Below are 24,865 nucleotides of genomic sequence, written 5' to 3'. Positions count from 1 at the left end.
GGCCAAGCAGTCGTGGTCCAGGCAGGATGCTCTCTGTGAATCACGTCCTGTGCGGGCTCGCTGCCAATGCGGCCCTGCCGTCCTACCTCGTCGACCGGCTGATCGCGGTCGCGGACGCCGACATCGCCACGCACCTCGCCGGTCGGCCGGACCTCGGCCATGCGCAGGCGGTTGCGCTGCTCTCGCGCGTCGAGGAGAGCGGTGTGCAGCTCGCCTACCAAGGGCTGCTGACCGCCGCCGACGTCGATCCTGCGACACAGCCGGACGCCGCTCTCACCTTGCTCGACGAGCGCGCCGGCAGCCCGGAGTGGGCGCGTCTCCTCGTGACGGATCCGCTCCCGGAGCGCCGGGAGAAGCTGGCCGGCTGCTCCGGTCTCCCGGCCGATGTGGTGGAGGCACTCGCCACGGACGGGGACGTACGCGTTGTCGTAGAACTCGCGTTGTGGACCACACCGGAAGTGGCCGCCGGGCTTGCCGCGCATCCGCATGCCGAGGTCCGCCGCGCGGTTGCCGCCAACGAGGCGACTCCTCCGGACGTACTGACGGCTCTCCTCACCGGCGAGGGGCTGCCTCCGGCTCGGCGATGCCTGGTCTGTGACCAGGAAGCGACGCCATTCGTGCACGAGCCGCAATGCCCGTGGCCCGACTGCCAGTTGGTGTCAGGCGCTTCCTGCGACGGTTCCCACGAGTCCACCCTGCACGCCATACAGGAGGCGGCGCTGCGGAACCCGTCGACACCCGCCGAAGCCGTAGCCGGTTTCGCGGACCATCCTTCGGTGCTCGTTCGTTGGTCGCTCCCCGGCCGCGCCGATCTGCCCCCGGAGGTGTACCGGAGGCTGGCCGCAGACCCTGTTCCGGGCATCCGAGGAGACCTCGCGGAGAATCCCGCGATCGACGACGCCCTCATCCGCACCCTGGCCGACGACCGCGGCCACGACGTGCAGCGCAGGCTCGCGCACAACCCACGGGTGCCGCTCGACGTGCTCACCCGCCTGGCAGGCGCCGTCAGGATCGGCGCCACCCTGCTGCCACGGATCGCCGCCGCATCTCCTGCCGAGGTCCAGATGCTGGCTCAGTCGCCGGACCCGGCCGCGCGCATGCTCCTGGCCCAACGACGCGACCTGCCGTCTGCGGTCCGTGACGCGCTGGCCGGCGACTCCGACGCGAAAGTGGTCAAGGCCATCGCTCCGCACCGGGGCCTCACCGAAGCACAGTTGCGCGCCATGGTCGGCCGCCACGGAGTCCGGGTCCTTGCCAAGGTGGCGTCCAACCCGGACGCGAGTCCGGCGCTGCTGGAGGACCTGACCCGGCATGCACCATCAGCGCAGAAGGCGTTTCGCGAAATCGCCCGGCACCGAAACGCGACGGCCCAAGCCCTGCTCGCCTGCTTGACGGACAGACAGGCAAGGCCCTTGGCCGCCGGCCATCCGGCACTCCCGCCGCCGGTCATCGTGGAACTGCTCACCGACGCCGACTGGCAGGCGGCGGAAGCAGCAGCGGCCAACCCGTCGCTGCCGCCTTCCGTGATGTCGGATCTCGTGCCCCGACGGCAAGTGCCTTGAGGTGACATCGAACGCTTTCGAAGTCCGAGTCCCGAGAGTGCCGCTCGGCTACGCCGTGCTCGGCGCCGCCGTCGGGCCGATACCACGCAGTTGCTGGATCGTCCCGCCGAGCTTGTTCCGGAACTGCTCCAGCATCTCCGGCTCTTTCGCGCTGACGATCCAGCGGGAGCCGACCAGGTACTTGCCCCCGTAGACGGCGGCGGACTCCAGCCAAGCCTGCTTGTACCGCTCCTCGGGGAAAGTGGTGATGAGGTAGTCGACCTTCGACGTGTGGCAGAGTCCCTGGCGCAGTTCATCCGCCTCGATGCGGATCTTGGCCTTGCAGCCGGTCAAAGAGGCGATCACCTCGACCTGCGCCGGGGCCACCACACCAGCCGCTGGGGCGGCGGAAATCTCCGACGGCTTGCCGTTCGCCGAAGTGCCGTCCTCATCGCCACCGCTGCAGGCCGTGGCAAGGGGAAGAAAAGCCAGGCTTGCGGCCAGCGCGGCCCCGCGTGTGAGGCGGGCCGTGGGCAGACTACGGCCGATGCGGCCTCGCCGGGGCCGCTGTGAGTGCTCGAGGTGCTGTGGCACGTACCTCTCCGTGTCCGGGCTGTTCCTGCTCGCATGTGCGGCCAGGTGTACGACAAGGGGTACGAGTGAGCGCCGGGGGCTGTTCATCCGCAGCCGCCGGATTCGGGAGCAGTGCGAACTCGATGTCCGTCTTCACGGATACGGGAGGCGGTGCAGTCGACCGCGGCACCTCCCGGCATCACGACGTCGGTGGCGCGCAGAGTTGCGGCAGTCCTCAGGACGGACGGACATGCTCCGCCGAGGCGCGGGCGCGACGACACGTCGCCTCACATGGTGATGACGATTTTGCCGCGTGCATGGCCCTGCTCCAGATGCCGGATGGCCTCCGGAACCTCGCCCAGCGAGTACGTCCTCTCGATGACCGGCGTGACCTGGCCGGTCTCCATGAGCTGTGTCAGGAACTCAAGGTCCGCGCTGCGTTCCGCGGACATCAGGCCGCGCAACTTCTGCCGGGTGAACGGCGACAGGACCATCGCCTGCAGCGTGCGGTCCACACCCTGCAGCCACCGTCCGTCTCCCTCGCCGCCCACCAGGACGAGGGTTCCGTCCGGGGTGAGGGCGCGTCGGAGGAGGGACAAGGGGCGGTTGCCCGCGGTGTCGAGGACGAGGTCGTAGCGGCGGGCCCCGTCCGTGAAGTCCGTGAAGTTCTCGCGGGTGTAGTCGATGACGTCGTCCGCGCCGATCGACCGGACCAGTTCCGTCTTCGTCGTACTGCACAGGCCCGTGACGTCCGCCCCGAAGACCTTGGCCAACTGCACGGCGTACGTACCTATGCCGCCTGCCGCGCCGATGACCAGGACCTTGTGCCCTGGCCGGACCTGTCCCCTGTCGCGAAGGCCCTGGAGGGCGGCGAAGGCAGCGGTGGGAACGGCCGCCGCCTGCTCGAAGGTGAGGTTGGCCGGCTTCGGGGCCAGCCTGTCGTGCCGACCGCGCGCGTATTCGGCGAAGGAGCCGTCGCAGACGCCGTACACCTCGTCGCCCGGACGGAAGCACGTCACGTTCGTGCCGACCGCCTCGACCCGTCCCGCGACATCCAGGCCGCGGACGCGGTTCTTGGGCGCGCGCAGCCCGTATCCCATCGCACGCATCAGGTAGGGCAGGCCCGTCATGCAGTGCCAGTCGGCCGGGTTCACTCCTGCCGCGAGCACCTGCACGAGCACGTCGTCGGGCCCGGGCTCCGGCTTGTCGATGTCCCTGAGTTCCAGGACTTCCGGCGGGCCGTACGTGTGCTGAACAACTGCCTTCATGGTGTCTCCTCTTCGTGGTCCGAGTACTGGAACACGTCGTCCAGCGGGACTTGGAACACCTTGGCGATCTGAAATGCCATTTCCAGGGAGGGCGAATAGCGGCCCTGCTCGATGGCGATGACGGTTTGGCGGGACACACCGATCAGGTCCGCCAATTGCGCCTGGGTCATTTCTCCGTGCGTGAATCGGAGAGAACGGATCGAGTTCGTGACTCGGGTGGTGGGCCTGGGCTTCGGCTTGGGTTTCACCACGGCTGGAAGCCCCGGCGGTAGGCGACGATCCTGGCGGCGGACCCGAGGATCGCGGACAGAACGAACGCCAGGTAGATGGTGTTGGAGATCCAGAAGTGGTCCAGCTCGGCCATCGACATGCCGAGGGCCGACACTCCGCCCACGACGAGGAACGACTGGCCGATGTATTCGCCGAACCGAATGATCTCCTTGTCGCGCTGGTCCTTCTTGCGGGCGTCTTTCGGCGAGAAAGTCGCGACGAGGACGTGCAGCACGATCGACGCGGCTATCGAGGCACCGACGGCCCACAGCATCGTCGACACGTACGCCACGTCGGCGAGGGGAACGCCTCCCGCCCGCCCAAGAATGACGGCGCCGTAACCCGCATATGTGCCGATCGCGAGGACCGCCATGATCCACGCGCTCTTCTCTTCGAATGGCATGACGCGAATGTAAAGCAGCATTGACATGGTGTCAAGATTTCTTTACACGCTTGAGGTGAGCCTGATCGCGCTTCAGGGCGCTTGCGAGTGCTTGGGGGCGCCTCGGGGGGGGCATGCAAGCAGCGCGTCCGGAGGACAACCGGCTGGTCACCCGTGGTGCGGTGCCGACTCCTGCCGATACGCCGCTGCGATCCGCTCCCGGAACGGGCGGCGGCGTAGCGCGTCCGCCACCTCCGTCAGCAGCTCCGCCAGCGGCATCGAGAGTTCCGCGTCCACCTCGGCCATCGCCGCCACCGTCGCGTCCCACTCCGCCTCGATCTGCGGCAGTAGGGCATGAGCCCTGGGCGTGAGCCCGATCAGCCGGCGGCGCGCGTCCAGCGGATCCGGGGTGTGGGTGACCAGGCCGGCACGGGCCATCTGGGCCGCCGTCTGGCTTGCGGCCGAGTGGGTCACGCCCACCGCCGCGGCCAGATCGCGGACCGGCAGCGGGCCTTCGGACAGGAGAGCCCGTACGACCGGGGAGAAGCGCGGCCGGTACTCGGCGAGGTCCAGCTCCTCGTAGACCTTCGCCACGTCACCGTCGAGCAGTTCGAGGACGTGGCGGAGCAGGGTGCCCACGGCGGCCGGGTCCGGATGATGCCTCACGCGGCTAATCTAACAGCACTGTCAGATATGAGGAGGGTGCGCCTCCGTGGCCGAACTCCATCCCCCCGTCGAACCGTACGAGCTCGGCATGCTCGACGTCGGCGACGGCAACCGCGTGTACTGGGAGACCTGCGGGAATCCCGCGGGCAAGCCCGCCCTCGTCCTGCACGGCGGACCGGGGTCCGGGGCGGGGCCGTTCTGGCGCCGGCTGTTCGACCCCGCGGCGTACCGCATCGTGCTCTTCGACCAGCGCGGGTGCGGGAGGAGCACGCCGGACGCCGCCGATCCACGGACCGCGCTCGCCGCCAACACCACCCCGCATCTGATCGCCGACATCGAGCTGCTGCGGCAGCACCTGGGCATCGACGCATGGCTGGTCCTCGGCGGCTCCTGGGGCGCGACCCTCGCGCTGGCATACGCCGAGCAGTACCCCGGGCACGTATCGGAGTTGGTGCTCTTCAGCGTCACCAACACCACCCGCCGCGAGGTGGACTGGGTCACCCGGGACATGGGGAGGGTCTTTCCCGAGGAATGGGCCCGGTTCCGCGACGCCGTACCGGAGCGGGAGCGCGACGGCAGCCTGGTGGAGGCCTACGCCCGGATGCTCGAAGACCCCGATCCGGCCGTACGGGATCGGGCGGCAAGGGAGTGGTGCCGATGGGAGGACGTGCACGTGGCCACTCACCGTGGCTACAAGCCGGACCCTCGTTTCGAGAACCCGCGCTTCCGGCTGCGCTTCGCCCGCCTCGTCACCCACTACTGGCGGCACGCGGGTTTCCTGGAGGACGAGGCGCTGCTGCGCGACGCCGGTGAGCTCGCCGGCATCCCCGGCGTGATGATCCACGGGCGGATGGACATCAGCGGGCCCCCGGACGTCGCCTGGCGGCTGGCGCAAGCGTGGCCGGACGCGGAACTTGTACTGATCGACTCGGAGGGGCACGGACTGTCGGGGGATGCCACGACGGAGGCGCTGTTGGCGGCCACGGACCGGTTCCGGACGGCTCAGTAGGACACAAGTTTGCAGGTGAGCCCCCACGTTGCCGATTCATGAGAGGCGCTGGAGTACGAGAGTCCTTGGATCTCGAGCCGTGTGCAGCCAGGGCCCGTACCGGCCCCTGTTTCGTCTGTGCGTGTGCAGGCGGCGACCCGGACTACCGGCGGACGGTCTTCGCGCCGGAATCGGAGACCTCAGGGGCGCCCGGAACGGGGCCGTAGGCGGCGCCGGCGGGCCCAGGGGCATGTTCGGGCGGGGTGCGCGACCTCTTGAGCCGACCGCTCTCCGGCACGCTCTCACTCACCCGTCCACGGCCTACCGGAAAGGCTTTGACCTGGTGTTTTCCTGGATTCTCCCTAAAGTGGGGGAGGTCTGCCAGCTGCCATGGGAGGGGTCTTCGTGAATGGGGAGGGCGCGGGGTACGACGTTGCCCGGATCGAGGTGCTGGAGGGGCGGGAAGCCGTTCGCAAGCGGCCCGGGATGTGGGTCGGCTCGATCGGCGAACGCGGTCTGCGTCACCTGGCGTTCGAGGTCGTCGGCCGGGCGGTGAACCAGGTCCTGGCCGACGGCGGCGGCTCCGTCGACGTCACGCTCACGCCCGACGGCGGCGTGCGAGTCGCCGCCGACGGTGCGGGGGTTCACTTCGAGGCCGTCGGGGACACCGGCGGCCCGGGCCTCGAAGCGCTGCTGACCGGGTTCTCCGCCGGCCCCGAGCCCAGCGGCCGGCACATCGCGGCCGTAGGCCATGTCGGTTCGGGCCTCTTCGTCGCCAACGCGTTGTCGAGCCGGCTGACGGCCGAGGTGCGGTGCAAGGGCGTCCGCAGGGTGCAGGAGTACGGGCGCGGCGTCGCTCTCGCCCCGCCCGCCGCCGCGGGGCCCGCGAGCGGGACCGGGACGACCATCGCCTTCTGGCCCGACACCGAGATCTTCGGTACGGCGCGGTACTCGTTCGCCGTGCTGGCGGAGCGTTTCCGGCAGGTGGCCTTCCTCAACCGCGGCCTGGGCATCTCGCTGACCGACGAACGCCCGGCGGGCGAACCCCGGGCGGTGCTGTTCCGGTTCCCGGACGGAGTGCGGGACTTCGTGGCCGCCCTCGACGCGGAGGCGGGGGCGGACCTCCATCCGGACATCATCGGCTTCGAGCGGGAGGACCCGCGGATGGCGGGCACGATGGAGGTGGCCCTCCTGTGGAGCGGCTTGCGCGAGGAGCGGATACGCGGCTTCGTCAACAGCTGGGCCACTCCCGAGGGCGGAACGCACGTTGACGGCCTCCGTGACGGAGTGGCGGCCGCGGTCACCGCGTACGCGCGGAAACGGGGGCTGCCGGCAGCGGCGGACCCCGAGCCAGGCGCCGACCGGATCAGCCACAACCTCACGGCGGTCGTGTCGGTGAAGCTCGACCGTCCCGAATTCCCGGGCTCCACGCGCGGGCTGCTGGGCAACAACGATGTGCGGGTCTGTGTCGGGGAGGCCGTCCGGGAACACCTCGGCAACTGGTTCGAGGAGCAGCCGGAGCGGGCCGCGGAGGTCGTCGACCGGATCGTCCACCAGGAGGGAAACAGCAGCGGACGGGCCCGACAGCGTCCGCGCGACGGCGTTGCCGGCTGTGACTGAGCGCTGCGGTTGAGCGCTGCGGTTGGCTGTGTCCTCGACGCAGTGCCTGATCAAGTCGACGCAGGACGGCGTCACGGGACGGTCCGGGGTCTCGCGCCGGCGGCGCTCTTAACACATGCCGCGCCACCGCGCATGACATGCGCACTCCCCCGTACGGCCCCATCCTGAGAAGCAGCACCATCGGCTGCACAGGCCGACCATCCCCCGGGAGGTCCTGTGATCCTGCTCGTTCTGCTCGCGCCCGCCCTGATGATGGCGTTCCTCTTCGCCATGGACGCTCTCGAGGAACGCCTGTTTCCCCGCCTGCCAGAAGCGGATGACGTGGGACCTTCAGCCGACGACATACCAGCGTCCCCTTCCTCTCCCTGACAGCGGCATGGTGAGGATCGGCCGGCGCGTCACCGGGCATCGCGCCGCACTGCGGGTGCCTCGACGAGGTGGGGCGTGCCGCCGCCCCCGGGACGCACGTCGCGCATCCTCGCGTGAGCTGCGCGGATGCGGGCCGGTGCGGCTCGGATGATCCTGGAGCCATGGCCGGACAGCTGCGCGTCATCGTGTATCCGCCGTCACCGACGGGCGGCCGACGCGTGCGCGTCGACGGCGAGATCCTGGGCCTGGCCCACAGCCTCTCCGACATCGCCGAGTTCCTTCGTCGCGCCGGGCTGGACATCGATGCCGCCGAGCTGCCCCACTCCCCTCTCATCGACTGGCGCGGTTCCGGCCCTCAGTACTGGAGACCGGAGCCGGACGGCTGAGTCATTCGCCGACCCTCGATCGACGCGGACGGGCACGGATTGCCACAGTGCCGCGCCTTCCTCGGGGTCCGGGTGCGGGGCGTCGATCCCGGGGAGGCGCTGCGGGCGATGGAGGCGGAGCCGCTCTTCGCGGGGGCGTTCACCGTGCCGGGCGTCGACGCCGACTGCACGCTCCTCCTGCTCTTCGACGGTGGCGTGACGGGGAGCTTCGGACCACCTCCGAATCGCCCATGGCCCGTGACGGCAGCACCCCCGACGACCTGAACTACGTGGTGCGCGAGGTCGGTTTCGACCTCTCCGACAGCGAGGGCCGCACCTGCGCGACCGTCGACGCCAAGGCGGCGGTCCTCGCCCTCGCCGAGCGGCTGACCGGCGCGCGGGTGACGGAGGCCGTACAAGAACACCCGCGAGGAGGTCGAGACCGCCGTGGCGCGGGCCCGCCCCGAGGCGGCGTGGCGGTGATCTCCCCGCTCACGCTCCGGTGGCGTAGCGTTCGACGTAGGGACGCCCGCTGCGCCGGTGACTGCGCTGGCGTCAGTGGCGGCCGCACTGGAGGTTTCCTTCGGACGTTGGACTCCGTCGCCCCGGTGGCACGACGAGACGCCGACGACAGGGCCTCGGCCCCGTGAAGGAACCTGAGATGAGCGCCGACGACACATATGGCAGCAGTCACCTCACCCAATGGCTGCTGGAGACCGACTCGCTGGAAGACTTCCTGCAGACACTGGCCGACGCCGCCCTCGAGCTCTCCCGCGTCCAAGGTGCGGGCCTCACCCTGGAACGCGACGGGCGGCCACTGACCGTGGTCAGCGCCGGAACCGTGGCCACGAAGCTGGACGAGAAGCAGTACGGCCAGGACGACGGCCCCTGCCTGCAGGCTTTGCGTACCGGCGAGGAACTGCTCGTCCGGGACATGCTGCAGGAGTCCCGGTGGGGCGACTATCCCCCCTATGCCGCGGCCTGCGGGATCCGCTCCTCCCTGTCCCTGCCGATCGCCGCCCACACTCACACCGCATGCGCCATCAACCTCTACGCGGCCCCGCCGGACGCGTTCGGACAAGCGGATCTCACGGTCTTGCGTTCACTCGCCGCGGAAGCCACCGGCGCCATCTCGTTGGCCCAACGCATCGCCGACACGCAGGAATTCGCCGACCAGTTGCAGACTGCCATGCGTTCCCGCAGCGTCATCGACCAGGCCCTCGGCGTGGTCATGGGACAGCGCCGCTGTTCCGCCGACGAGGCTTTCGGCGTCCTGCGGTCGGCCTCCCAGCACCGCAACATCAAACTCCGTGACCTGTGCACCGAGCTGATCACCAATCTCACCGGCCGGCCACCGACCGCTCCGGAACTGCGCCCCCGCCCCTGAAAAGGGTGGTCCCACGCGTCACTCACGGCCGGACACCCTCACGTGCCGACTCTGGTCGGCGCGTCCGCCCGCTCCGAGTGGGCCGGTGGAGCGGAAGGGCGAGTCGGCCTCGAGTCGGGGCAGCCGACGTCGGGACACGCGTAGCACGACGGGTGGCAGCGCGGCACGCCCCGCCTGGACGAGGCGCAGCCAGGCGGGCATGTAGACGGCGGTACGGCGGTGCTCCACGGCCCAGGCCAGGCGTGCGGCGACCCGGTCGGCCGGATGCACGCGGCGAGCGGGCCCCGGCATGGCGGCGCGCAGTTCCCGCAGCACCGCGTACCGGTCGGCGTCGCGGATCATGTCCGTGTCCGTCCAGTTGATGTAGGCGACCCCCACGGCCACTCCGTGGTGGGCCACCTCGGCGCGCAAGGCGTGGGCGAAGGCCTCGACGCCCGCTTTGGAGGCGCAGTAGGCGCTCATCAGGGGCGCGGCGCCGAAGGAGGCGAGTGAGCCGACCTGGAGGTAGTAACCCGCCGTCTCCATGAGGTCCGGCAGGAAGGTGCGGGCCGTCAGCGCGCTGCCGGTCAGGTTCACCTCGATGACCCGGCGCCAGTCGGCGGGGTCCGAGGCGGCGAACGGGCCGCCCTGCGCGATGCCGGCGTTCGCCACGACGGCCGAGACAGGGCCCAGACGCGCCCGTACCTCCTTCGCGGCCCGGGCCAGCGCCTCCCCGTCGGTGACGTCGGCCTCAACGGCCACGACCGGCGTCGACAGGGATGCCGCGACGTCCTCCAGCCCGGCTTTCTCGTGGCCGAGCAGGGCCAGCCGGGCCCCGCGCCGTGACAGGTCCCGGGCCATGGCCGCCCCCAGCCCGCGGGCGGCTCCCGTCACGACGACGGTGCGGTTCTCGAGCGGGCTGCGTGCCATGGGCCGTTCCCTTCGTGCCGACGCCCGTTCAGACCGGGCTCATCCTCCGCTTCCGGCCGAGGCCCCGCACCGGATGCGGATCACACCTGCGGCATCCCCTGCCGTAGGTCCGTCGTCGACTGGTTCCGCTCCCGTGCGCAGGTGTCGCACTCGCGCGTGGTGTCCGAACGGGCGGTGTGATCGGGGTGGCCGACCGTGCGGCGGGCTTCCTTCAGCTCCGCCTCGTACAGGTGGTCGCGGCCGTCGGCGAGTTCCTCCACGGCGGCACGGGCGAGGTCCCTGAACGGCTGGTAGTAGGTGCTGTCGTAGGCCTCGACGATCTGGAAGGTCCAGTGCCCCGGAATGACGTTGCGGCCCAGGACCTGCGTCTGCACCATCTCGGCCCACTCGGGACGACCGGCCTCACGCAGCAGCCGCACCGCCCGGTCCAGTTCGAAGTCCGCGGTCCCGGTCAGCTGGTGGAAGCTGTACAGGTGGCCGCGGGCGCGCTCGGTCGTCTCCAGCGCCTTGGACAGTGACCCGAGAGCCTCCACCGTCTCGTCGGTGACGCCTTCAGGCCGCTGATGGTCACGGTCGGGCCCGTCGCCTTTCCTGGTCATGGTTCGCCTCCAACGGTGTGGCAGTGCAGGGTCCCCTGCGGGCCGGTGGGGCCGGCCCCATGCCCACGACTCGCGCCCGCTGCCGCCGCCCGGGTTGCCCGGGTCTGCCGGCCGTCCCGGCACACCGGACAACATGCTCGTTCGGTGCGCCGTGCCCGCTCGGCGCGGGGCTCATCCGTCGTCCGCCTGTCGGTCGCTGTGTGTACGCCGCGAGCCGGTGCGGTCACGGCGGGCCAGGATGCGTTGTGCCTTGCTCCCGCCCGGTGGCAGACGCCGACGCAGTGCGGCGCGTGCGGCGTTCGCGCCCGGAGCCCCGTGCACCCCGCCGCCCGGATGCGCGCCCGCGGACGCGAGGTAGAGGCCGCCCACAGGGGTCTCCGGCCGCCCGGTACCGGGTGTCGGGCGGAAGAGAAGCTGCTGGTGAAGGGCGGTCGTGCCGCCGTTGATGGCTCCGGCGACCAGGTTGGCGTCGAGTGACTGCAGCGTGGGCGGAGCGAGGATCCGGCGGGCCCGGATCAGGGAGCGGAAGCCGGGGGCGAACCGTTCGACTTGACGTTCGACGCGGTCGGCCATGATCTCCTGTTCCTTTGCGTCCCAGCTGCCCGTCAGGCCCTCTTCACCCGCGTCGCCGCCGACCTCGCGGGGCATATGGGTGTACGCCCACGCGGACTCGGTGCCGGTCGGCGAGCGCGAGGGGTCGGACGTCGTCATCTGGCCGAACAGGCAGAAGGGGCGGTCGGGGACCTGGCGCATGGCGATCTGCGCGGCGAAGCGGGTGAGTTCGTCGACGCCGTCGGCCAGGTGGACCGTCCCGGCCCGCGCGGCTTGCGCGGCCTGCCACGGCACCGCGCCGTCGAGGGCCCAGTCGACCTTGAACGTGCCGAAGTCCCATTGGAAGCGCCGCAGGTCGTCCAGCAACTGGGCGGGGAGGTGATGCTCGGCGAGGAGTTCGCCGTACAGAGCGGGCACGGACACGTCCGCGAGTACGGCGAGCCGGGCCGGGACCGTTTCGCCGCCGGCGGTACGCACGCCTACCGCGCGTCCCTGCCGGACGACGACTTCATCGACCCGCTGCCCGCAGCGCACGGTGCCGCCCAGCGTGTCCAGCCGGCGGGTCAGCGCTGCGGTGAGGGCACCGGAGCCGCCGACCGGAACGGGAAAGCCGTAGGTCTGTCCGAGCATCGACATCAGCCAGCCGAAGCCGCCGCTGCCCGCGGCTTCCGGCGCCAGGTCGGCGTGCAGCGCGTTGCCGGCCAGCAGCAGCCTGCCACCCTCACCCCGGAACTCCTCCTCACCCATGCGCCGCACCGGCAGCAGCAGGCTGCGCGCCAGACGCAGGCCTCCCGCCCCCCGCAGGCGTACGGCGAGGCGCGCCCCGGCACGCACCGGCGGGAAAGGCGTGAACAGGGCCCGCAGCAGGTCCTCCCGCACGCCCTGCCACACCTCGTGCAGACCGCGCCAGGCGGCTCCATCGCCCGGCGCGAAGGCCTCCAGCGAGTCCGCGGTGACGTCGAGACGCCGGTCGAGGACCGCGCAGCTGCCGTCGGTCAGCGGGTGGGCCAGCACGTGCGAGGCGTGGCTCCACCGCAGCCCGTGGTCCTGCAGGCGCAGCCCGGCCAGAATCGGGGAGGCCGCGGCCAGCGGGTAGAAGGAGCTGAAGAGATCGCTGACGAACGCGGGGTCTACGCCTCGGTCGTGGCGCACGGCACCGCCGGCCTCCGTCTGCTCCTCCAGGACGGTCACGCTCCACCCCGCGTCGGCGAGCAGGTTCGCCGCCACCAGTCCATTGGGGCCGGCCCCGATCACCACGGCATCAGGCATGGCCGCTCTCCGCTGGGCCGATGCTCGCACCCCCGTGCGACTCGGCACCATGCTCGCGCCGCCCGGCGTCCCCTTCGCACACCTTGGCGAGCCGGGGGAGCATCGCGCGGTGCCGCAACTGGATCAGCGCCTCGGTCCCCACGGTGTGCAGCGTCCCGCCGACGCCCCGCAGGGGATGCTCGTCCACGATCACCAGACAGTGCTCGCCCCAGGGGCGCAGCTCGATGGCGATCCGCGCCGTGCCCAGCCATCCGGCGTGGGCTTCGAGTTCCAGCGCGGTCCCCTCCTCGCATCGCCGTACCACGGTCTCGTTGGTCAGCCGGGCCGGACCCAGCCGGACCTCGTAAGTGATCGCCGCACCCTTCTCCGGCCACCGTCCCCGCAGCGGGGTCGAGTCCGACGTGCCCACCACCCACTCCGCGTACCGGTCACCGTCGGCAAGAACGGCCCACACCGTCTGTGGGCTGGCCGTGATCAGACGATGGCGTACCGCCATTCGAACCTCCCGCGCTCGGTGTCCTGTCCGTCGTCATCGCGGAGTGCCCTGCCCGCCCGATTCAAAACGGGCCATTCCGGGCGCGGGCGGTGACGACTCGGACCGGGGGCGCCGTCGCCCCGGTCCGGATGACGGACCGTGTGGCGCCATGCCGTGGCCGTACCGATGGCGCCATGCCGTGGCCGTGCCGACGCGGACGCGGGGGCGCATCGCCGCGCCACTGTCGCGGATCCCGGCGACGGCCTGCCACGCCTCGCCGACGCCTCACGATCCGGTGAACGGCAGTGCCGTGGTAGTGGTCGTCGAGATATTTGCACAGCGATGGGCAACTAACTCGTCCCCTGAGGAGCTTCCGATGTCCCTCCTGGCACAGACACCTGTCGAGAAAATGACCGGGCCGTACACACGGCGCTGGTGGGCTCTGCTCGTGCTCTGTCTGAGCCTGCTGATCGTGGTCATGGCGAACACGTCGCTGATCGTGGCCGCCCCCGACATGACCCGGGATCTGAATCTGAGCAGTAGCGATCTGCAGTGGGTCATCGACGGCTACACCGTCCCCTACGCCGCGCTGATGCTGGTCCTGGGCTCGATCGGCGACAAGTACAGCCGGCGTGGCGCCCTGATCGCCGGTCTGGTGATCTTCGGCGGCGGTTCCGTGATGGGCAGCCTGGTCGACGGGACCGGACTGGTGATCGCCTCCCGGGCCGTCATGGGCGTCGGCGCCGCCGTGGTGATGCCGGCCACGCTGTCCCTGCTGGTCGCGACCTTCCCGCGGGCCGAGCGCGCCAAGGCCATCACGGCCTGGACGGCCACCTCCGGCCTCGCGATCGCCGTCGGCCCCCTCGTCGCCGGCTGGCTGCTCGAGGACCACGCCTGGGGTTCGACGTTCCTGATCAACGTCCCCATCGTCGTCGCGGCCATCATCGGGGCGCTCTTCCTCGTACCGCCGTCCAAGGCCAAGGACATGGGCCGGATCGACTACGTGGGCGGCCTGCTCTCCATCGTCTCGGTCGGATCCCTCGTCTACGCGACCATCGAAGGCCCGCACTTCGGCTGGGGCATCGGGCCTGTCACGGCGGCCGTGGTCGCGGTCCTCGGTCTCCTGGCCTTCGTGGCCTGGGAGTTGCGGCATCCGCGCCCCATGCTGGACGTGCGCAAGTTCCGGCTGCGGCCCTTCGGCGGGTCGATGCTCGCGGTGCTGTTCTTCTTCTTCGGCACCTTCGGCGCGATCTACTACTCCACCCAGTTCCTGCAGTTCGTCCTCGGCTACGACGCCCTGCAGACCGGCGTACGGCTGCTGCCGCTGGCCGGCGCGGTCTTCGCCGGCGCCGCTCTCACCGGCCGGCTGACCTCGCAGTTCGGCATGAAGGCGTCGGTCGTCGCCGGCATGGTGATCGGCACCGCGGGGGTCCTCCTGCTCACACAGGTCGACAAGAGCTCGACGTACAGCGACTTCCTGGCGCCGATGATGATGCTCGGTTTCGCGATCGGACTGAGCGTGTCCCCGGCCACGGACGCCATCATGGACTCCTTCCCCGAGGCCGAGCTGGGCGTCGGAGGCGGCGCCAACGACACCGCCCTGGAACTCGGCGCCTCCCTCGGCATCGCGGTCCTCGGCTCACTCCTCGGCACGAGCTACCGCGACGAGCTGACCGGTCTCGTCGGCGGCCGGCTGCCGGCCGCGGCCCTGGACACCGCCAAGGATTCGGTGGGCGGCGGCCTGGCCGTCGCCGAGCAGGTCGCCAAGGATCCGGCCGCGGGGCCGCAGCAGGCCCAGGTCCTCGTCGACGCCGTCCATCAGGCATTCGCCCATGGTGTCGCCCAGACCAGCATGGTCGGCGGGATCGTCATGGCCGCCGGTGCCCTGATCGTCCTGGCGGTCCTGCCCGGCCGCTCCGGCGCGGGGAAGCGCCGGCCGGAAGACGCGGTCGCGCAGGGAGCGGACGCGACGGAAGAGCACCACACGAACGTCGGCTGAAGCCCGGCCCTTGTGCCCCCTCCCGAGCACTTCCGGCCGCTACCCGCGGTCAGGCCGGGCCGATGCAGGGGGTGATGGGCGATGTCGCGGGCGTCGGCGGCGGGAACCCCCAGCATGCGCAGCACCCTCTCCGCCAGGTTGGCGGCCGCTTCGTCGGCGTCGAACTCGGGGCGGGCGAACGTCAGCTCCATCAGGGACACCAGGGACCCGCCGAGCGCGGACAGGGCGACGGTCGGGTCGATGCCGGCGAAGCGGTCCGCCGCGACGCCGCGCTCCAGGTCGCGCAGGCTCGGGGCGCCAGCCCCCGGTCGGAGTGGATGTCTGCCGAGTCCGCGATGACGCAGTACCCGCATGAGCTCCGGCCCCGACCAAGGCGCACGTGGCCCCTCGAAGACGCGTGACGTAGGAGCCGACCTCCGTCTGTCGGCCGTCATAGGCCAGGATGGGTCCCATGAGCGTAGTCAAGATCAACGTACTGACCGTCCCCACCGAGCAGCGCGAGACGCTGGAGAAGCGCTTCGCCTCCCGCGCCCACGCCGTGGAGAACTCCGACGGGTTCGAGTGGTTCGAACTTCTCCGCCCCGTCGAGGGCACCGACAGCTACCTCGTCTACACCCGGTGGCGTGACGAGGAGTCCTTCCAGGCATGGATGGAGGGCCCCATGAAGGCGGCCCACCAGGGCGGTGACGCCCAGGGTGGTGAGCGTCCCAAGCCGGCAGCGAGCGGATCCACGCTGTGGTCCTTCGAAGTAGTGCAGCAGGCGGAGCCGAAGAACGCGTAGCAAGCCGTCACGGGCAGCGAGGTCGCGGGAGCCGCAGTCCGGCCCCGCCGGGCGGCGGAGCCGTCTGTTCCAGGCCACGGGCCACGGTTGCTCAACTGCCCGGCGGCCATGAGCCGTTCGCCTGACGGCAGCCTTCGCCCGAGCCGTGCGCGGCGGTCCGGCACCCACCCCCTCACTGCGGGGGGTGCCTCTATGTCCTTCGTCAAGGCTGAGTGGGTCATGCGGGGGCGGTTTCGGGGGTGCGGGGCTCGTAGAAGGTGCCGTCGCGGAGCATGGCGAACAGCACGCTGATGCGGTGACGGGCCAGGCGGAGAAGGGCCTGCGTATGGGTCTTTCCGCGGGCCCGGCATTTGTCGTAGTAGGTGCGGGAGGCGGGATCGTGCAGGGCGGCGAAGGCGGAGAGGAACATGGCCCGCTTGAGCTGCCGGTTTCCGCCTCTGGGTGCATGTTCGCCGTGGATCGAGGTCCCGGAGGATCTGGTGGCCGGTGCCAGGCCGGCGTAGGAGGCGAGGTGGGCGGCGGTGGGGAAGCTGGTGCCGTCGCCGACGGTGACCAGCAGCACGGCAGCGGTCCTGACCGCGACCCCCGGCATCGAGGTCAGGACCTTCGAAAGAGGGTGATCCTCCAGGAGGGTTTTGATCTGTGCTTCCAGGGCCCGGCGTTGTTCGTGGACGGCGGCGAGGGAGCGGGCCAAGGACGGGATCACGGTGTCGAGGGTGCCGGTGCCGGGGACGACGACGGTCTGTTCGTCGAGTGCGTCGAAGACCTCGTCGATCAGGCGTTGGGCCATGCGCGGGGCCTTGGGCCGGATCACCTCAACGAGCTTGCGGCGACCGGCCTTTCGCAGTGCGGCCGGGGATCCGTAGCGTTCCAGCAGCCAGGTCACGGCGCTGTGGTCCAGGCGGGGCCCGAGTACGCGTTCCAAGCTGGGGTGGAACTGGGTGAGCAGGCCGCGTATTCGGTTGGAGGTGCGGGTGGCCTCGGCCGCCAGGTCCTGGTCGAAGCCCACCAGGACCGTGAGTTCGGCGGTGATCTCATCGGTCAGTTCCAGCGAGCGCAGGGTGTGGGGCATGGTGCGGGCGGCGTCCGCGATCACCGTGGCGTCCTTCGCGTCGGTCTTCGCCTCGCCCGGGTAGAGATCGGCGATCCGCCGCATCGACAGGCCGGGCAGGTAGGCGACCTTGCAGCCGGCGTCCCGGGCGACTGTCAGGGGCAGGGCGCCGATCGAGGCGGGCTGGTCCACGATGACCAGGACGGTGCCGAACTTCGCGGCCAGCTTGTCGAACACGGCCCGCAACTTGGGCTCGCTGTTGGGCAGCTGTTTGTCGAAGACCTTCTTGCCGGCCGGGGTCAGCCCGTGCCCGTGGTGAGCGGTCTTGCCGACGTCCAGGCCGAGGAAGACGCCCACGTCGTCGATGTCGTCCAACCCATCCTCCCAAGCGGGGTTCGTGCGGTGCTGGCCAGGGCTTCGGTGTCGTATGCGCGCATCCACGTTATGCAGACCTGCCGCCCGCGAGCAGCCGGGCATTGCGCCAGGCCGGGCGGTAGTCGGACCTCTCATCAGCGTCTCCAACGGCACCCCGCGGACCCGGTGACACCACCCCCCAGGTCATCCCTGCGACAGGGGGGAACAGTCATGCCGGGCCCGGAGGCCAGCGGTCCCATTGCGGAACCGCGAAGAACATAACGGGGCGGGTGCCGAACCGCCGCCGCCGTGCAAAGCCAAGCCAAGCCCACAGCACCACTCGTGCCTGGTCATCCGACCGGGCACCGTCACCGCTTCAGCGCCGGCCGGCTCGGTCTCGTCCCGAAGGTGACGAGGGCGGCGAGTCCGGCGATGAGTGCCAGAAGTCCGAACACCCGGGGGTAGCCGCCTAGTGGCGCGACCAAGGCGGCGCCGGCGAAGGGGGCCAGTGCGGAGGCTGCCGTGGTGGGCGCGGCGAGCAGTCCGGACAGACGGCCGTAGTAGGTGGTGCCCCAGCGGTCGGTGACGGCGGTGCCCTGAAGGAGGGTGAGGTTGCCGCAGACCATGCCGGCCACGACGGACAGGGTGACCAGCAGGGCGTACGGGCCGGGGACGAGCGCGAGGGCCGTTGTGGTCAGGGCGCCGAGCGCGATCAGTGCGGTCGTGCGGGTCGCTGTCCCGGTGCGGCGGGCGGTGGTCGCGTACAGGGTGCGGCCCAGGGTCTGGCCGGCGCCGCCGAGGCCGAGCGCCCAGGCGGCTTCGGTGGTGGAGTAGCCGCGTTCGAGGAGAAGGGGCACGAGCGCGACGACGACGGCGGAGACGGCGAACGCGGAGAGGGTCAGGGCCGCGGCCAGCATCCGGAAGGGGCGGCTGCGGGACCACCGCACCTCGCCGCGTTGCCGAAACGCCCACGTGGCTCCTCCCCCACGCTCGAACAACCTCGCGCGGGGGGACCCCCATCGCGGCCGCTCCGGCGCCTTGCGATGCACGGCACCAGACCACGCGACCTGATCGGACGCTCATAGTGAAAGGACCCCTTAGCACCCCTGCGACGACGCCGGGGGCCGGGCGGCGGTCAGCCGAGCCAGCGGCCGTCGCGCATGAGGTCGCGTCCCTGCAGCTCGTTCGCCTCCCGCCAGGCCTGGATGCGCCGCGGCCGGATCCGGAAGTACTGGTAGGGCTCGTCGAGTTCGCGCGGATCGAAACCGGTCCTGGTCGCGAACGCGTCGCCTGTCTGTGGGTCGAGCCCTGCGATGTCCACCGGCTCGGCGGTGCCCTCGACAATGACGACGTCGCGCGTCGGCCCGAGGCTGAGGCGCACCCGGCTGTCCGCCAGCAGGTTGCGGCCGGTGATCGAGGCACGCGGAGTCGAGACGAGGAACGCGGTTCCGTCCCAGAGGTACGAGAGCGGGATGAGGTGGACGCCGCCCGGGGAGCCCGACGTCGCGATCCAGAGATCGACGTCGCCCTCCAGCCGTGCGCGAGTGTCCCGCAGTCGCTCCTCAAGCCCACGCGGCGGCGTGCCCGTCATGCTTCCTCCAGTCACCTCGTCAGGAGTCCCTTCCTCCGGGAAGTCTCCTGAAAGTCTCCGTCGCCGACGGTCGGTTCACTCGGCGGCCGTCTCATGATCGGCTGCCGGGCAGGGCGGACAACAGTGCCACATCAGGGCGTGGGCGTCAGCGACGCGGCCTCCCATGCGAAGCCGTCCGGGTCGGTGAAAGGCCCGGCCGCGCCGCCGATCGTGAGCCGGTGCGATCCGCTGCCGTCGGGAGAGACGCCGGCGTCCTTGGCAAGGGCACGACGTCGGTACAGCGCCAGCTTGACGGGACTCGGTCCGGCGGCGAACTCGACGTACATGCGGCCGAAGCTCTTCGCGACAGCAAGGCCCCGGCCGACGTAGAACCGCTTGCTGGCGGCCACGTCCGCGACTCCCAGCAGGAGCACGATCTCGTCGATCTGGCGGGTGTCAGGGCCGGTGTCCTTCTTCGCCGAGGTCGCGACCTTCCAGATCGTCCCGTCCGGGGCTTGTACGACACCGCCGTAGCCCCAGAGCGACTTCGCGGCAGGCTTCAGCGGCGTGGCGCCGGCGTCGAGGGCGGTGCCGATGAGGCTGTCGACAGTCGCCGGCCGGGACACGGTGAGCGACAGGGTGAACCCGCGGAAGCCGGTCGTCGGAGCCTCGGAGGCCCGCAGGCGTAGCTGCGTGTCCAGCCCGAAGGCGGCGGTGTAGAAGCGGTTGGCGGCCGTGGGGTCGGCCACGTCGAGGGTGACGGATTCGATGGATGCCATGGCCGTCACGCTAGGTGCGGTTCGCCGACCGGCGCTTCTTCATTCCTGACCGATCCGGCCACCGGCTGCGCTCAAGGCCGCCGGCACCGGACGCGTACGGCCGGCCCCGGTCGCGACGGGCGGCGGTTTCGCCCTCTCATGTCGGCGGGCCGACACAGCGGCTCGCCTTCGCTGCTCACCGGTGGGCTGTGGTCCGCCCGTCCCTCGCGTGGTCCGGTCCCAGCATGTCGGGTTCCGGCGTGGAGAGAGCCGTCCGGAGGAACCGGCGCAGAACCGGGGAGTCCTCGTCGGACCGCCAGCAGACCGCGGTCTCCAGTACGGCGGTGTGCCGGCGCAGCGGGCGGGCGACGAGGCCTTCCCACATCATCGTGGTGTACTGCGCCGGCAGCAGCGTCACACCGGCACCCGCCTCGACGAGGGCGAGAGCGTGCAGCACCGACCCGGCCTCGTGCCGGACCCCGGACGACGCCCCGGCATCCGCCCAGGCGGCTCGCGCGTGAGCGGTGAACCCCTCCCCCGCCCCCTGCGCGATGACCACCCGGTCGTCGCGGACTTCCGCCAGGTCGATGCGCTCCGTCGCCGCGGCCCGATGCGACGCTGGGAGCACCGCGACCAGCGGCTCGCGCGCCACCACAGCGATCTCCAGACCCCGAGCGCGTCCCTGCACGGACCCCGTCCGGCCGGCCGATCCGGGTTCGAGGGGCTCGAGGTGGAGGAGGCCCGCGTGTGCGTCGCGTCGGTGGACCCGCTCGACCACGTCGGAGTCGGACACCTCCGCGAGGACGAAATCCACGTCGGGGCCGAGCGTGGCACCGCTGAGGAGGTGGGACAGCAGGCGCGGCGGCACGGTGCGGCCGACCGCGAGGCCCAGCCGGCCGCGGGTCCCGAGGCCGACGGTGCGCACCATGTCGGTGGTGGTGTTCAGCTCCGCGAACAGCCGTCGCGCGCGTTCGGCCAGCACCCGGCCCGCCGCCGTCAGGTCGACCCCCCGGCCGTGCCTGACCACCAGGGCGACTCCGAGTTCCCGTTCCAGAGCCTGCAGCCGTACCGTCAGCGGGGGTTGCGTCATGTGCAGCGACGCCGCGGCGCGGCTCACGGAGCCTTCGTCGGCAACGGCCAGAAAGCACTCGAGCGCCCGCAGATCCATATCCTGAGCGTATATCGGCTACCGCGACTTCGTATTGGACGTATAGCTGGGTGCTTCCCATACTCATGCGTGTAAGTCGAGGCAGAGCAGCCCGACGGTCCGCTTCCCGTGCACGGAGGCTCGGAGGGCTCCTCGTTGCCCGGCAGGTGGCGACAGGTTCCGGGCGCGGCTCGGCATCGCGCCCGACATCCAGAGACGAGGCTGCGTGAGCGAGATCGGGAAGCTGTCCGACGAGGTCCTGACGACGGACGTGCTGGTGATCGGCAGCGGGCCGGCCGGAACGTCGGCCGCCCTGTTCCTTGCCACCTACGGCGTGGACCACATCGTGGTCACCAAGTACCGCTGGACGGCCAACACCCCGCGGGCGCACATCACGAACCAGCGCACCGTCGAGATCCTTCGAGACCTGGGGATCGAGGAGGACATCAAGGCGCAGGGCACGCCCGTCTCGCTCATGGGCGACACGGTCTTCTGCACCAGCCTGGGCGGTGACGAGATCGGCCGGGTCCGTACCTGGGGCACGCACCCGGCACGCAAGGCCGACTACACCCTCGCCAGCCCCTCGGAGCACTGCGACCTCCCGCAGACCCTGCTCGAACCGATCCTGATCGGGCACGCCGCCGAGCGCGGCAGCCGGATCCGGTTCGACACGGAGTACCTGTCGCTCGAACAGGACGACCACGGCGTCACCGTCACCGTGCGCGACCGACTCAACGGGCACGTCTACCGGATTCGCGCGAAGTACGTCATCGGTGCCGACGGCGGCCGCAGCCAGGTGGCGAGCGACGTCGGGCTGCCCTTCGAGGGCGAGATGGACCTCGCCGGGAGCATGAACATCGTCTTCCACGCCGACCTGACGGCCTACGTCGAACACCGGCCGAGCGTCCTGTACTGGGTACTGCAGCCTGGATCGAACATCGGCGGCATCGGGATGGGCCTGGTGCGCATGGTGCGGCCGTGGGACGAGTGGCTGGTCGTATGGGGTTACGACATCAGCCGGCCACCCCCACAGGTCGACGACGTCATGGCGACGAAGATCGTGCACGACCTGATCGGCGACGACACGATCCCGGTCACCATCCGCTCCACCTCGCTCTGGGGCAACAACAGGATGTACGCCACGCGCTACCGGGCGGGCCGGGTGTTCTGCTCCGGCGACGCCGTGCACCGGCACCCGCCGTCGAACGGCCTGGGCTCCAACACTTCCATCCAGGACTCCTACAACCTCGCCTGGAAGCTCGCCGCGGTCCTGTCCGGCAAGGCGGGCGAAGGGCTCCTCGACAGCTACGACGCGGAGCGGGCACCGGTCGGCAAGCAGATAGTGCTCCGCGCGAACAAGTCGATCGCGGAGACCGGCGCGATGTTCGACGCCCTCGGGTTCACGGATACCGACGACCCGGCCGAGCAGATCGCGAACATGCGGGCGCGCGCGGAGGACACACCGCGGGCCGCCGAGCAGCGCGCCGCGCTGCGGGCGGCACTGGAACTGAAGGACTACGAGTTCAACACGCACGGCGTGGAACTCGGCCAGCGCTACCTCTCGCCGGCCGTGATCGGCGACGGTACGCCGGAGCCGGAGTTCACTCGCGACCCCGAGTTGTACTACCACCCGACCACCTGGCCGGGGGCGCGGCTGCCGCACTGCTGGCTCGGCCGCGAAGGGCACCGTGTCAGCACCCATGACATCACCGGCAAGGGGCGGTTCGCGGTGCTGACCGGTATCTCCGGGCAGGCCTGGGCGAAGGCCGCGGCCGGCGCGGCCCGCTCGCTGGGCATCGAGATCGACGCGCACGTCATCGGGCCCGGTCGCGAGTACACCGACGCCTACGACGACTGGTCGCGGCTGCGCGAGGTCGGCGAGTCCGGCTGCGTGCTCGTACGGCCGGACGCCCATGTCGGCTGGCGCGCCCACGAACTGCCCGCCGACCCGGAAAAGGCCCTCACCGCGGCCCTCGCCCGACTGCTCGCCCGGGACTGACGCCGGCCGAGACCGAAAGAGGCACGTCCCGATGACACACCACTTCTCCCACACAGCGCTCCCCTCCCGGATCGTCTTCGGGCCCGGCACCCTCGATCAGGTTCGTGAGGAGGTCGAGCGGCTCGGCCGGTCCAGGGTCCTCGTCCTGGCGAGCCCGGCTCTCGCCGCGGCGGGCGACCGGATCGAGAAGGCGCTCGGCCCGCTCGCGGTGGGCCGCTTCGACAGCGCCACCATGCACACGCCGGTCGCGGTCACCGCGCGGGCACTCGAACTCCTGCGGGAGGCCGGGGCGGACTGCGTGGTCGCGGTGGGCGGCGGCTCGACGACGGGGCTGGCGAAGGCGCTCGCCGTCCGCACCCAGGTCGACCAGGTGATCCTGCCGACCACCTACGCCGGCTCGGAGGCCACCCCCGTTCTCGGCGAGACCGAGGACGGGCTCAAGACCACCCGCTCCTCGCCGGACATCCTCCCCGAAACGGTGATCTACGACGTAGAGCTCTCCCGCGGCCTCCCCGTACCGGTCGCCGTGACCAGTGCCGTGAACGCGCTCGCCCACGCCGTGGAGGCGCTCTACTCCCCCGGCGCCAACCCGGTCGTCGACGGCATGGCCCTGGACGCGGTCGGCCGGCTCGCCCGCGGCCTGCGCGGACTCGTGGCCGACCCGGACGACCTCGACGCGCGATCCGACCTGTTGCGGGGCGCCTGGCTGGCCGGAACCTGCCTGGGTGCCGTGGGAATGGGCCTGCACCACAAGCTCTGTCACACCCTCGGCGGCAGCTTCGGTCTACCGCACGCCCCGGTCCACGCCGTCGTACTCCCGCACGCCATGGCCTACAACGCGTCCGCGGCACCCGAAGCCATGCGCCGGATCGCCGAGGCGCTCGGTGCCGCCGACGCGCCGACGGCGGTGTACGACCTGATCGTCGCGGTCGGCGGTCCGACGTCCCTGCGCGATATCGGCCTGGCCGAGGCCGACCTCGACCGCGCCGCCGCACTCGCGACCGCCGAGCCGTACCCCAACCCCGTCGAGCCGACCCGCGACGGCGTTGCGCGGCTGCTGCGCGACGCCTGGGAGGGCAACCGTCCCGCGACCACGGCCGCCACCGGCCCGCCGGGGCTCGACCGGCTCACCGCGCAGGTCGTGTCGACGTTCGCCGGTACGCCGGATCCGCGGCTGCGCCGGCTGCTGTCGGACCTCGTCACCCGGCTGCACGCGTTCGCCGTCGACAACGACCTCACCCAGAGGGAGTGGCAGCGCGGCATCGACTTCCTCACCCGCACCGGGCAACTCTGCGACGACACCCGGCAGGAGTTCGTGCTGCTGTCCGACACCCTCGGCCTGTCCAGCGTGGTGGACCTGCTCACCAACTCCCGGACCCCGGACACCACCCCGTCCGCGGTACTCGGCCCCTTCTACGTGGACGGTCCGCCCGAGCTGCCGCAGGGGGCGGACATCGCGCAGGGCCTGCCCGGCACGCCGCTCTGGGTGGACGTCCTGCTCACCGACACCCACGACGCACCCGTGCCGGACGCGATCGTCGACGTCTGGCAGTCCAATGACGACGGGTTCTACGACGTCCAGCTGCCCGAGCTCGAAGGGCCGGTCCTGCGCGGGCGGCTACGGACCGACGGCGACGGCCGCCTGCGATTCTGGTCGATCCTCCCCTCGGAGTACCCGATTCCGGCCGACGGTCCGGTCGGCGCGATGCTCCGCGCGACCGGGCGCCACCCCTACCGGGCCCCGCACCTGCACTTCATGATCGAAGCCGAGGGCCATCAGCAACTGATCACCCAGCTCTTCGTCGCGGGCGGCAAGTACCTCGACTCGGATGCCGTGTTCGGGGTCAAGGAGTCGCTCATCGTCGGCTTCGAAGCGCGCAGCGGCCCCACACCCGACGGCCGGCAGGTGACCGGCGAGTGGCGTGAACTCGGCTTCACCTTCCGGATCGCACCCCGCGCGTCGTGAGAGGGGC

At 71.0% G+C, this 24,865-nt stretch carries 23 protein-coding genes and 2 pseudogenes; 10 read left to right on the top strand and 15 right to left on the bottom strand.

Translation table 11 applies throughout. The features are described from left to right. Positions 1-35 precede the first annotated feature (35 nt). Positions 36-1,562, top strand: a complete 1,527-nt coding sequence (locus ACZ5XS_RS28825) for a hypothetical protein (RefSeq protein ID WP_468656111.1) — start codon at positions 36-38, stop codon at positions 1,560-1,562. Between the two features lie 48 nt (positions 1,563-1,610). Here ACZ5XS_RS28825 and ACZ5XS_RS28820 read toward each other — a convergent pair whose 3' ends face one another. The 5 genes from ACZ5XS_RS28820 to ACZ5XS_RS28800 all read right to left on the bottom strand — a co-directional run bounded on the left by ACZ5XS_RS28820 (position 1,611) and on the right by ACZ5XS_RS28800 (position 4,700). Further along, a complete protein-coding gene (locus tag ACZ5XS_RS28820; protein ID WP_468656109.1) occupies positions 1,611-2,135 on the bottom strand; it encodes a hypothetical protein in 525 nt (174 codons plus the stop codon). A 266-nt stretch (positions 2,136-2,401) separates the two neighbouring features. Continuing rightward, complete coding sequence (locus ACZ5XS_RS28815; RefSeq protein ID WP_468656107.1) at positions 2,402-3,382, bottom strand: NAD(P)-dependent alcohol dehydrogenase; 981 nt, start codon at positions 3,380-3,382, stop codon at positions 2,402-2,404. Further along, positions 3,379-3,630 (bottom strand): helix-turn-helix transcriptional regulator, encoded by a 252-nt coding sequence (locus ACZ5XS_RS28810; RefSeq protein ID WP_468656282.1) that lies wholly within the window; start codon positions 3,628-3,630, stop codon positions 3,379-3,381. Before ACZ5XS_RS28810 ends, ACZ5XS_RS28815 begins: the two co-directional genes overlap by 4 nt. Continuing rightward, a complete protein-coding gene (locus ACZ5XS_RS28805) occupies positions 3,627-4,055 on the bottom strand; it encodes a hypothetical protein (RefSeq protein ID WP_217238479.1) in 429 nt (142 codons plus the stop codon). Before ACZ5XS_RS28805 ends, ACZ5XS_RS28810 begins: the two co-directional genes overlap by 4 nt. A 147-nt stretch (positions 4,056-4,202) precedes the next feature. Then, complete coding sequence (locus ACZ5XS_RS28800; protein ID WP_468656105.1) at positions 4,203-4,700, bottom strand: MarR family winged helix-turn-helix transcriptional regulator; 498 nt, start codon at positions 4,698-4,700, stop codon at positions 4,203-4,205. Between the two features lie 46 nt (positions 4,701-4,746). On the opposite strand from ACZ5XS_RS28800, the gene pip reads away from it, so the two are divergent. The 5 genes from pip (at position 4,747) to ACZ5XS_RS28775 (ending at position 9,429) form a co-directional block, all read left to right on the top strand. Next, positions 4,747-5,709, top strand: coding sequence for a prolyl aminopeptidase (gene pip / locus ACZ5XS_RS28795; RefSeq protein WP_468656103.1), 963 nt, complete (start codon positions 4,747-4,749; stop codon positions 5,707-5,709). Positions 5,710-6,093: 384 nt separating this feature from the next. Next, positions 6,094-7,308: a DNA gyrase subunit B gene (locus tag ACZ5XS_RS28790; RefSeq protein WP_468656101.1), complete on the top strand. Its 1,215-nt coding sequence runs from the start codon at positions 6,094-6,096 to the stop codon at positions 7,306-7,308. Positions 7,309-7,838: 530 nt separating this feature from the next. After that, on the top strand, positions 7,839-8,063 hold the full coding sequence (locus tag ACZ5XS_RS28785; RefSeq protein WP_468656099.1) for a hypothetical protein: 225 nt from the start codon (positions 7,839-7,841) through the stop codon (positions 8,061-8,063). A gap of 230 nt (positions 8,064-8,293) precedes the next feature. Continuing rightward, positions 8,294-8,692, top strand: coding sequence for a DUF6461 domain-containing protein (locus ACZ5XS_RS28780; RefSeq protein WP_468656097.1), 399 nt, complete (start codon positions 8,294-8,296; stop codon positions 8,690-8,692). 11 nt (positions 8,693-8,703) lie between these two features. Continuing rightward, a complete protein-coding gene (locus ACZ5XS_RS28775) occupies positions 8,704-9,429 on the top strand; it encodes a GAF and ANTAR domain-containing protein (RefSeq protein WP_468656095.1) in 726 nt (241 codons plus the stop codon). A gap of 18 nt (positions 9,430-9,447) precedes the next feature. Here ACZ5XS_RS28775 and ACZ5XS_RS28770 read toward each other — a convergent pair whose 3' ends face one another. From ACZ5XS_RS28770 to ACZ5XS_RS28755, 4 genes are all read right to left on the bottom strand, one after another. Further along, positions 9,448-10,338 (bottom strand): SDR family oxidoreductase, encoded by an 891-nt coding sequence (locus ACZ5XS_RS28770; protein WP_468656093.1) that lies wholly within the window; start codon positions 10,336-10,338, stop codon positions 9,448-9,450. An 80-nt stretch (positions 10,339-10,418) separates the two neighbouring features. Then, a complete protein-coding gene (locus ACZ5XS_RS28765; protein WP_468656091.1) occupies positions 10,419-10,937 on the bottom strand; it encodes a hypothetical protein in 519 nt (172 codons plus the stop codon). A gap of 171 nt (positions 10,938-11,108) precedes the next feature. Further along, positions 11,109-12,758 (bottom strand): phytoene desaturase family protein, encoded by a 1,650-nt coding sequence (locus tag ACZ5XS_RS28760; protein WP_468656089.1) that lies wholly within the window; start codon positions 12,756-12,758, stop codon positions 11,109-11,111. Then, positions 12,751-13,254, bottom strand: a complete 504-nt coding sequence (locus tag ACZ5XS_RS28755) for an SRPBCC family protein (RefSeq protein WP_468656087.1) — start codon at positions 13,252-13,254, stop codon at positions 12,751-12,753. The genes ACZ5XS_RS28760 and ACZ5XS_RS28755 overlap by 8 nt, the downstream gene beginning before the upstream one ends. 355 nt (positions 13,255-13,609) lie before the next feature. On the opposite strand from ACZ5XS_RS28755, the gene ACZ5XS_RS28750 reads away from it, so the two are divergent. After that, the gene (locus ACZ5XS_RS28750; protein WP_468656085.1) at positions 13,610-15,232 is read left to right on the top strand and encodes an MFS transporter; all 1,623 of its coding nucleotides are present in this window, start codon (positions 13,610-13,612) and stop codon (positions 15,230-15,232) included. Between the two features lie 86 nt (positions 15,233-15,318). Here ACZ5XS_RS28750 and ACZ5XS_RS28745 read toward each other — a convergent pair. Next, a pseudogene (locus ACZ5XS_RS28745) lies at positions 15,319-15,585 on the bottom strand (TetR/AcrR family transcriptional regulator); the annotation flags it as partial. Positions 15,586-15,683: 98 nt separating this feature from the next. Here ACZ5XS_RS28745 and ACZ5XS_RS28740 point away from each other — a divergent pair. Continuing rightward, positions 15,684-16,013 (top strand): antibiotic biosynthesis monooxygenase family protein, encoded by a 330-nt coding sequence (locus ACZ5XS_RS28740; protein ID WP_217238492.1) that lies wholly within the window; start codon positions 15,684-15,686, stop codon positions 16,011-16,013. A 217-nt stretch (positions 16,014-16,230) separates the two neighbouring features. Here ACZ5XS_RS28740 and ACZ5XS_RS28735 read toward each other — a convergent pair whose 3' ends face one another. The 5 genes and pseudogenes from ACZ5XS_RS28735 to ACZ5XS_RS28715 all read right to left on the bottom strand — a co-directional run bounded on the left by ACZ5XS_RS28735 (position 16,231) and on the right by ACZ5XS_RS28715 (position 20,914). Next, positions 16,231-17,439, bottom strand: coding sequence for an IS110 family RNA-guided transposase (locus ACZ5XS_RS28735; RefSeq protein WP_468656082.1), 1,209 nt, complete (start codon positions 17,437-17,439; stop codon positions 16,231-16,233). 347 nt (positions 17,440-17,786) lie between these two features. Beyond that, a pseudogene (locus tag ACZ5XS_RS28730) lies at positions 17,787-18,356 on the bottom strand (MFS transporter); the annotation flags it as partial. Positions 18,357-18,553: 197 nt separating this feature from the next. Beyond that, positions 18,554-19,009: a pyridoxamine 5'-phosphate oxidase family protein gene (locus tag ACZ5XS_RS28725; protein WP_468656080.1), complete on the bottom strand. Its 456-nt coding sequence runs from the start codon at positions 19,007-19,009 to the stop codon at positions 18,554-18,556. A gap of 131 nt (positions 19,010-19,140) precedes the next feature. After that, positions 19,141-19,767: a glyoxalase gene (locus ACZ5XS_RS28720; RefSeq protein WP_468656078.1), complete on the bottom strand. Its 627-nt coding sequence runs from the start codon at positions 19,765-19,767 to the stop codon at positions 19,141-19,143. A 175-nt stretch (positions 19,768-19,942) separates the two neighbouring features. Continuing rightward, complete coding sequence (locus ACZ5XS_RS28715) at positions 19,943-20,914, bottom strand: LysR family transcriptional regulator (protein WP_468656076.1); 972 nt, start codon at positions 20,912-20,914, stop codon at positions 19,943-19,945. A 205-nt stretch (positions 20,915-21,119) separates the two neighbouring features. On the opposite strand from ACZ5XS_RS28715, the gene ACZ5XS_RS28710 reads away from it, so the two are divergent. Then, positions 21,120-22,892 carry an FAD-dependent oxidoreductase gene (locus tag ACZ5XS_RS28710; RefSeq protein WP_468656074.1) on the top strand — a complete coding sequence of 591 codons (1,773 nt, stop codon included), beginning with the start codon at positions 21,120-21,122 and terminating at the stop codon, positions 22,890-22,892. A gap of 31 nt (positions 22,893-22,923) precedes the next feature. Next, entirely contained in the window at positions 22,924-24,858 is a 1,935-nt protein-coding gene (locus ACZ5XS_RS28705) for a maleylacetate reductase and hydroxyquinol 1,2-dioxygenase domain-containing protein (RefSeq protein ID WP_468656072.1), read from the top strand. Positions 24,859-24,865: the final 7 nt, after the last annotated feature.

This window comes from Streptomyces sp. NPDC033131, from assembly GCF_055578365.1.
This window is presented reverse-complemented; position numbering and strand designations above follow the sequence as displayed.

Excerpts from the sequence above, each read along its gene's own strand:
- ACZ5XS_RS28815 (WP_468656107.1), bottom strand. The coding sequence starts at position 3,382 with ATGAAGGCAGTTGTTCAGCACACGTACGGCCCGCCGGAAGTCCTGGAA.
- ACZ5XS_RS28805 (WP_217238479.1), bottom strand. The coding sequence starts at position 4,055 with ATGCCATTCGAAGAGAAGAGCGCGTGGATCATGGCGGTCCTCGCGATC.
- ACZ5XS_RS28785 (WP_468656099.1), top strand. The coding sequence starts at position 7,839 with ATGGCCGGACAGCTGCGCGTCATCGTGTATCCGCCGTCACCGACGGGC.
- ACZ5XS_RS28780 (WP_468656097.1), top strand. The coding sequence starts at position 8,294 with ATGGCCCGTGACGGCAGCACCCCCGACGACCTGAACTACGTGGTGCGC.
- ACZ5XS_RS28775 (WP_468656095.1), top strand. The coding sequence starts at position 8,704 with ATGAGCGCCGACGACACATATGGCAGCAGTCACCTCACCCAATGGCTG.
- ACZ5XS_RS28770 (WP_468656093.1), bottom strand. The coding sequence starts at position 10,338 with ATGGCACGCAGCCCGCTCGAGAACCGCACCGTCGTCGTGACGGGAGCC.
- ACZ5XS_RS28765 (WP_468656091.1), bottom strand. The coding sequence starts at position 10,937 with ATGACCAGGAAAGGCGACGGGCCCGACCGTGACCATCAGCGGCCTGAA.
- ACZ5XS_RS28760 (WP_468656089.1), bottom strand. The coding sequence starts at position 12,758 with ATGCCTGATGCCGTGGTGATCGGGGCCGGCCCCAATGGACTGGTGGCG.
- ACZ5XS_RS28755 (WP_468656087.1), bottom strand. The coding sequence starts at position 13,254 with ATGGCGGTACGCCATCGTCTGATCACGGCCAGCCCACAGACGGTGTGG.
- ACZ5XS_RS28750 (WP_468656085.1), top strand. The coding sequence starts at position 13,610 with ATGTCCCTCCTGGCACAGACACCTGTCGAGAAAATGACCGGGCCGTAC.
- ACZ5XS_RS28740 (WP_217238492.1), top strand. The coding sequence starts at position 15,684 with ATGAGCGTAGTCAAGATCAACGTACTGACCGTCCCCACCGAGCAGCGC.
- ACZ5XS_RS28725 (WP_468656080.1), bottom strand. The coding sequence starts at position 19,009 with ATGACGGGCACGCCGCCGCGTGGGCTTGAGGAGCGACTGCGGGACACT.
- ACZ5XS_RS28720 (WP_468656078.1), bottom strand. The coding sequence starts at position 19,767 with ATGGCATCCATCGAATCCGTCACCCTCGACGTGGCCGACCCCACGGCC.
- ACZ5XS_RS28715 (WP_468656076.1), bottom strand. The coding sequence starts at position 20,914 with ATGGATCTGCGGGCGCTCGAGTGCTTTCTGGCCGTTGCCGACGAAGGC.
- ACZ5XS_RS28705 (WP_468656072.1), top strand. The coding sequence starts at position 22,924 with ATGACACACCACTTCTCCCACACAGCGCTCCCCTCCCGGATCGTCTTC.